At 39.8% G+C, this 7,949-nt stretch carries 4 protein-coding genes and 1 pseudogene; 3 read left to right on the top strand and 2 right to left on the bottom strand.

Annotated features, from left to right (window positions below):
* Positions 1-1,038: 1,038 nt before the first annotated feature.
* Both AFK68_RS45795 and AFK68_RS20015 read left to right on the top strand, forming a co-directional pair.
* Positions 1,039-3,262: pseudogene (locus AFK68_RS45795) on the top strand (CHAT domain-containing protein); the annotation flags it as partial.
* 1 nt (position 3,263) lies between these two features.
* Positions 3,264-3,743, top strand: a 480-nt coding sequence (locus AFK68_RS20015; RefSeq protein WP_168186565.1) for a CHAT domain-containing protein, incomplete at its 5' end; no start/stop codon positions are given.
* Positions 3,744-4,257: 514 nt separating this feature from the next.
* Here AFK68_RS20015 and AFK68_RS45790 read toward each other — a convergent pair.
* Positions 4,258-4,668 carry a PEP-CTERM sorting domain-containing protein gene (locus AFK68_RS45790; protein ID WP_371357464.1) on the bottom strand — a complete coding sequence of 137 codons (411 nt, stop codon included), beginning with the start codon at positions 4,666-4,668 and terminating at the stop codon, positions 4,258-4,260.
* Positions 4,669-4,792: 124 nt separating this feature from the next.
* Positions 4,793-5,365 (bottom strand): hypothetical protein (locus AFK68_RS20005; protein ID WP_210407513.1); only part of this gene is annotated, 573 nt, incomplete at its 3' end.
* Positions 5,366-6,478: 1,113 nt separating this feature from the next.
* Here AFK68_RS20005 and AFK68_RS19995 point away from each other — a divergent pair.
* Positions 6,479-7,949, top strand: a 1,471-nt coding sequence (locus tag AFK68_RS19995) for a helix-hairpin-helix domain-containing protein (RefSeq protein WP_094674480.1), incomplete at its 3' end; no start/stop codon positions are given.

Raw genomic sequence — 7,949 nt, 5'->3', positions numbered from 1 at the left:
ACATCTACTCCTTCGCCGACGCAGACGGAGGTCAAATTACACTCCAAGCAGGAGGCAACATCAACATAACAGAAGACAGTAATATTATTTCCGCATCCGAACCTCCAGAGGAGCAGGGGAGCGGGGGAGCAGGGAGAGGGGGAGATATTATTCTCGAAGCAGGAAACAATATTAACACTACGACTGCCAGAATATATTCCGGTGCCGACGACGGCGACACAGGAAACATCAATATTATTGCGGATGGCGCAATAGAAACAGGTCAAATAGACCTAGCATCAGGTTTCATCAGAGAAAGACTAGAATTTAACAACAACTTTACCCTAATTCCCGTTCCCAAAGGAGAAGCTACCCAAGGAACAGCAGGAAACATTATTATCAGCAGTAAAAACAGCACAATAGATACCAGCGCCGACAGAATTAATTCCCGTTCCCCAGATGGTTCGGGAGATATCATCATCGAAGCTACAGGAAATATTACCACAGGCAAACTAGAAGCAAGCGCCCTCAACCAAGAGAAACCTACCACAGGTGGAAATATAGAAATCATCAGCAGACAAGGAGAAATTAACGCCACTAAACCCATAGAAACTTTTTCAGAAAGAGGAGAAGGAGGTAGCGTCGCACTCAACGCAGAAGGTCACATCCACACAGGTAGCATTCGTTCAGAAGGAATGCAAAAAGGAGGTGACATCGAAATCGAAAGTCGCAGTCAAAACAGCATAGAAATCATTGGAAATATCAGTAGCTATTCGACTGAAGGTACAGCAGGAAATATCACTCTCAGAAGTCCTGGAGATATTAACATTCAGGGAATTCGTTCTGACGGAATGCAACAGGGAGGGCAGATCAAAGTAGAAAGTGAAACAGGCAACATTGATGCTACCGGAGGAGAAATAGATTCCTACTCAGACCAAGGAACAGGAGGAAACGTCGAGATAAATGCCTTAGAAAGCGTAAATTTAGGAAATGTATCATCCTTTGGCATGACAGAAAGTGGCAACTTAACCATNCATTCAGGGAATTCGTTCTGACGGAATGCAACAGGGAGGGCAGATCAAAGTAGAAAGTGAAACAGGCAACATTGATGCTACCGGAGGAGAAATAGATTCCTACTCAGACCAAGGAACAGGAGGAAACGTCGAGATAAATGCCTTAGAAAGCGTAAATTTAGGAAATGTATCATCCTTTGGCATGACAGAAAGTGGCAACTTAACCATTCAGAGTCAAACAGCACAAGTAAATACAGGCAACGTTACGACACAAGCACCGGCAGGAAGTAGTGGCAATATAATCATCAACGCTGAAGAAGTAGGCACAGGAAACTTAAGCTCCATTGGTACAACCAGCGCTGGAGAAATTAATGTGGCAGCAACAGATGGCTCAATTCAAACCTATGCTATTGAAATCAGCTCTGATGGTTCAATAGGAAGCTTAAGGTTACAAGCAACAGAAGATATCGCAACAGAAGATATCGATCAAAATGCTGGAGCAGGAGATGCCAATATTGAGATTAACTCAGGTGGAGACCAAACCACAGGAGGTATTAATCAAACAGCAGATGGTGATACTAACAATACTCAAAACGCTGGGGGCAATATTTCCGGAGATGTTAATCAAAATGCTGGCAATAATGCTAATAATAATCAAACAGCAGGCGGTAATATTTCCGGAGATGTTAATCAAAATGCTGGCAATAATGCTAATAATAATCAAACTGCCGGAGGTAATATTATCGGAGATATTAATCAAAATGCCGGCAATAATGCTAATAACAATCAAACTGCCGGAGGTAATATTATCGGAGATATTAATCAAAATGCCGGCAATAATGCTAATAATAATCAAACAGCAGGCGGTCAACAAACAATTGGTAATGTAACTCAAACTGCAGGTAATAATGCCATCAATATTCAAACAGCAGGTGGTCAGCAAAATATAGGAGAAATTAATCAAACTTTTGGCAATGAATCTATCAATATCCAACGTCCAAGAGTTAATCAAAATACAGATAATACCTCAGTAAATTCTAATAATAATAATAGTATCAATATTAATCCTGTTATTAATCAAACAAATTCCCAGAACAATTCCACAAATAATACCACCACAAATTCCCAAGAAACTAACACTTTCTCAACAACCACAACCTCCGAGATAATTTCGACAGCTACTCCCAGTAACAATAACCAAACAGCCAACACAACAACAGCCCAAAGTCAGACAGAATCATCCATTAACAGTAGCACCGACACCCAACAAATCTTAAAAATAATAGACACTCCTAATACAAATCCTCTCACAGTTGCCACAAGTTCAGACCAAGTAATAACCATCTTAGAACAAACTCGTAGCAACGAATATTCTAATTATTTAGGAGTAGATTTACAGTCACAATTTCTCAGGACAAAAAACGTCCGAGAAATCTTAACCGATATGGCAGCTCAAACCGGAAAAGAATCTGCCGTTGTTTATATTAACACTTATCCAGACCAATTACAAATAATATTATATACCAAAGATGGTCAGCCAATTATTAAAACTATCCCCGCAGCCAAGTACAAAGCAATTAAGAAAAATGCCCTGACTTTACGCGCACACATTATCAATCCTTCCCGCCGTCATACTGATAGCTATTTGCCATCAGCACAACAATTATATGATTGGCTCATCGCACCTATATCAGCAGAATTAGAAGCAGCAAATATTGATACTTTACTGTTTAGTATGGATGAAGGTTTACGAACTTTACCTCTGGCAGTATTACATGATGGGTCACAATTTTTAATTGAAAAATATAGTATTAGTTTAATTCCCAGTGTCAGTTTAATGGATACTAATTATCGCTCTCTTGAAGATACTAAAGTATTAGCAATGGGAGCAAGTGAATTTACATCTCAAAGTCCTTTACCAGCAGTACCTGTGGAGTTAGACATTATTTCCGAAAAACTGTGGCAGGGTCGTCAATTCCTCAATGAAGATTTTACTCGTAATAACTTGTTGAATGAACGTAAAAATTATCCTTATCCTATTATTCATTTAGCTACTCATGCAGAATTTTTACCCGGTGTAGCTAGCACCTCCTACATTCAGTTATGGGGTGACGAACAAATAAAATTAGACCAAATTAGGGAGTTTGGTTGGAATGAACCAGCAGTAGAATTGTTAGTCTTGTCTGCTTGTCGCACTGCTTTTGGCGATAAAAATGCGGAATTAGGGTTTGCCGGGTTAGCGGTAGCAGCAGGAGTCAAGTCAGCTTTAGNGAATTTTTACCCGGTGTAGCTAGCACCTCCTACATTCAGTTATGGGGTGACGAACAAATAAAATTAGACCAAATTAGGGAGTTTGGTTGGAATGAACCAGCAGTAGAATTGTTAGTCTTGTCTGCTTGTCGCACTGCTTTTGGCGATAAAAATGCGGAATTAGGGTTTGCCGGGTTAGCGGTAGCAGCAGGAGTCAAGTCAGCTTTAGCTAGTATTTGGTATGTGAGTGATGAGGGTACATTGGGGTTAATGACAGAATTTTATACTCATTTGAATAATGCTAAGATTAAGGCGGAGGCGTTAAGACAAGCACAGTTAGCAATGTTGCGAGGAAAGGTGGTTATTACAAAAGGGGAGTTAAGGGGAAGTGGAACGCGTCGTGCGGTGGTGTTACCGTCGGTGTTAGCAAATATACAGTATGATAATTTATCTCATCCTTATTATTGGGCGGGGTTTACTCTGGTTGGTAGTCCTTGGTAAGAGAATTTAGAATTTAGAATTGAGGAGGTAGGAGGCAGGAGGTTCTGTTCATATAAAATCCCCTTGTCTCCCTGTCTCCCTGTCATGAGAATTGAGAATTGATAATTTAGAATTGATATCATGTCCGTTGGTATCGTTTGTCTAAAAGTTGGGGAAAGAGCTACAATTAGTAAGGTTTTTCCTTCTTCCTTCTTCTTCCTTCTTTCTTCTCTTCTAGATAACTAAAGCCTTCTCTTCTAGATAACTAAAGCCTTCTCTCCAAGATTACTAAAGCCTTCTTCCTTGGTAAATGGTTAAAATCTTGCAGTGCAGGCCGGAAAGCACGCAATAGATGTACCTCATAACTTCGGAAACCGCTGTAATATTACCGGGTAATTAATAATTATTAATTAAATAATTGAGGTTAAAAGCCTCCCCTTTCAAGGGGAAAAAAATCAATTTTTTCCTTAGCTTGTCAATCCGATGGTTTTAACCAGAGGTAATTATCAATTATCAATTATCAAAAAACCTTTTTCTAGCTTTTTTCTTTGGATGATTGGACTTTGCGTTTGAGGGTTGAGACTGCACCAACGGCACCGAGAGCGATGAAACCAAGACTGGAGGTTGGTTCGGGAACTGTTCTAGATTCAGCAAAGCTTTGGCCTCCTCCACTGAGTGTTTGCTCTGAAGTCAGATCAAACTGAGAAAGATCCAAAGTGTAACTAAAAGATATATCTGATAGCAAACCATCATTTGTTCCAAGTCCATTCGTCGGATCTTCTAAAAGAGCTTCTAAATCTAAAGCTGTAGTCGAAAATGTAAGACTTGGATCGGAATTAAAATTAACAATAGCATCTACTGAAGAAAGTCCTAATGCCAATATCTCTATTGAAAAAATAGGGTTTTCTAGTACAGTTGATTCTCGACTGAATGTCGTACGAGCCATATCCTGTTCATCTTCTGCAAAAACTGAAGACCCTGCTTCTAAAGTGATTTCCTCATCAAAAATATTATCGAGGAAAGTTTCTGTACCAAAGAATTGTGGGTCCCTACCACGAGCAATTGCCGANTTCTCGACTGAATGTCGTACGAGCCATATCCTGTTCATCTTCTGCAAAAACTGAAGACCCTGCTTCTAAAGTGATTTCCTCATCAAAAATATTATCGAGGAAAGTTTCTGTACCAAAGAATTGTGGGTCCCTACCACGAGCAATTGCCGATCCAGATGGGCTTCTATTCTCTCTGTTTACAATTGCAGCAAGATTGAGTTGCCAGTTGAAGTAAGATCCTTTTTGTTCTGTTACTTGCATGTTAGAGGCAGCTCTAACTCTTGTAACTTTTCCAGACTGCTGACATGAGTCGGACAATGCCAGTGTTTCATTTCTGTTTGAGTTATAAGAATAGCTTCTTTGATTTTGACTCTTTTCTCTCTGACCACATTCTGTATTTTGATTTCCCAGAGTATAATTTGCCCTTTCTACTCGACCGCTATCATTATTTGTATCCCTTGAACTGGTGTTGTTAGTAGTCCAGTTTACACTAGCTCTAGCGTTAAGTGCATAAGCTTCTTGATTAAAAGTTGTAATTGTTAAACAAAATGCTGATAAGATTAATGATAAATAATTTTTAGTGGTCTTTAACACTTAATAAACCTCCTATTGACAAAATTCAAATTTGCTACTGCACACTGCAGCTAATTCCACCAAGCGTGACGTACACCCTTAGCTACCAAGATCCTGCACTACAAATATTTATTTAATTGTTAATATCCAAATTAAAAATACTTGGAATCTGCTGTAATTAACTATAACATACTGCTTCTTAAATAATTATCATAAATCAGTATCTTTACTGAATCTTCATAAACTTACAATGATAATTGATAATTGATAATTGATAATTGATAATTGATAATTGATAATTTAGAATTCTATCTGGCTGCTAAAAAATTTTGACAATTAATTTTGACATCAATTATTGTTTTTCCCTTTTGTTCCGAATAATACTACTATTTCTTTTAGTTTTTATCGGCTTTGTTGCATAAAAGTAGTGATAGAACATCCATTCCGCTTTGGTTCGCACATCAAACGCAGAGCAAGTGCGGCAACTATATCGCTCTCTTTCGCGATTATTGATGTTCTATTCATCTATTGTCCAATAGTTAGGAGGTACAGATCGACTCTCAAAACCTTTACAGGTAAAAAATTCAGTTTTTTCTATCTCAGATTGATGTTTTACTCATCTATTGTCCAATAGTTACAGCAGTTTCCGCGCATTATAAAGTACATATGCACAAGCAAGTGCGGCAGCTATATGTTTTCATGCAACAAATCGGGATCTAGCAATCCGCGCTTACAGCGGTTTTTATGATTACTAGACCACAGTAGGGACATTGCACAGGCAAAAATGCGTTTTCCGTTCCGGAATGCTCCGCTTTCCATGTCGCGCAGCGTTTTGCTGGCGCACAACTTTCCGTCAGCAAAACATCCCTACGGGGTTTTTGGTTATGGCGATGTGGTTCATCAATCTGAAAACCGCTGTATGTTGTAAGATTTTATCTAACGGGGTTTGGTTTCCAAATCCCATCTTAGCTTGGGGAAAGGAGACGAAACCCCTACAATTTTTTTTCACAAATCATTTTAGAGAAATCTTTCCAGAGTCAAACTTGTCAAATGAAAGAAAATAATTAACTAAACTGAAAAATGAAGGTTATACTGTAAACTAAAAAATACTCTTAGAAAACTTACCCAAACCCCATGCGGTTGCAACGTCAGTTCAGTGGACAAATTATCACCTTAGACACCCAAAACCCAATTGGTGGCGGTGGTGAAGGTCGTATCTATTCTGTGGTACAAAATCCATCTCTAGTGGCCAAAATTTACCATAAACCTACAGACGAGGATGCCCATAAACTGACCGTAATGTTCTCTCATCCACCAGACGCACCTATGGGAACCGGACATTCAGCGATCGCGTGGCCTATAGACCTATTACGCACTACCAATAACAAACACCAAATAGTTGGCTTTTTAATGCCTCGTGTTTCCAGAGCGGAACCGATACATATATTCTACAACCCTAGAAACCGTCGGCAACAAAAACCCCTGTTCAACTATCGTTATCTCCACCGCACCGCTCGTAACTTAGTGGCAGCAGTCAACGCTTTACATAACAGTGGATATGCCATCGGGGATGTCAACGAATCAAATATTCTAGTCACCGATACCGCTCTTGTCACCCTAGTTGATACCGACTCATTTCAAGTTCGCGACCCCTATACCCTAGAAATTTACCGTTGTCCAGTCGGTAAACCAGAATTCACCCCTCCGGAATTACAAGGTCGGAGTTTCCGGGAAATTGACCGCAAACCCGAACATGACTTATTTGGCGTAGCAGTATTAATATTTCAACTATTGATGGAGGGAACTCACCCTTTTGCTGGAGTTTACAAAGGTAGAGGCGAACCTCCAACTCTCGAAGCACGAGTCAAAGCAGGTCATTTTCCCTACAGTACAAAGCGAGTTCCCTATCGCCCGACACCACTTGCGCCAGATTGGAAAATTTTGCATCCCAGCATACAACAATTATTAATTGACTGTTTTGAATTAGGGCATCAACATCCAGAGTTGCGCCCAGATACGAGAACTTGGTTGAAGGCGTTGCGAGAGTCAGAGAATAGTCTAGTGACTTGTCAGAAAAATCATCAGCATTTGTATGGAAATCACTTAAAATATTGTCCGTGGTGCGAACGTACCAAACTATTAAAAGGAAGAGACCCTTTTCCATCAAGGGAAGCAGTAAGAAATAAACAACATTTGGAACCTGCTGTCAAAAAGCGTAAACTCTTATCATTAGCGCCACAAAAAACTACTGTCCCTAAAAAACCAGCACCACCCAAACCAATTATCATCACTCGAAAAATGGGGCAATATCAACCCTTACTCACCCCTGTTTCTATCAAATTCAAACCGCCTTCAGTTCCAATAATTCCCCTACCAGGGGGTGGCAAAGGTCTTGTTGGCGTTGCCCAAGATGCCATTTTTGGAAGCTTTTGGGGAGTGTTGTGTGCAGCAGCAGTAGCAGGTCTCGTATTAGGAATAATTAAAAGTAGCGTTGCTGTTTTAGGTGGAGTAATAATGGGAATATTGTGGGGAGGTTTTTTCGCGATCGCCTGGCAATATATTATTCCTATGGGGTTCTCGACTGGCAGTTTAGGTTTAACCGGAG

The sequence above is a fragment of the Hydrocoleum sp. CS-953 genome (assembly GCF_002260545.1).
GTDB lineage: Bacteria > Cyanobacteriota > Cyanobacteriia > Cyanobacteriales > Microcoleaceae > Trichodesmium.
The sequence above is the reverse complement of the archived record's forward strand: the minus strand, read 5'-3'. Positions and strand labels throughout refer to the sequence as shown.

Coding starts and splice junctions, on each gene's coding strand:
- AFK68_RS45790 (WP_371357464.1), bottom strand. CDS start 4,668: ATGGCTCGTACGACATTCAGTCGAGAATCAACTGTACTAGAAAACCCT.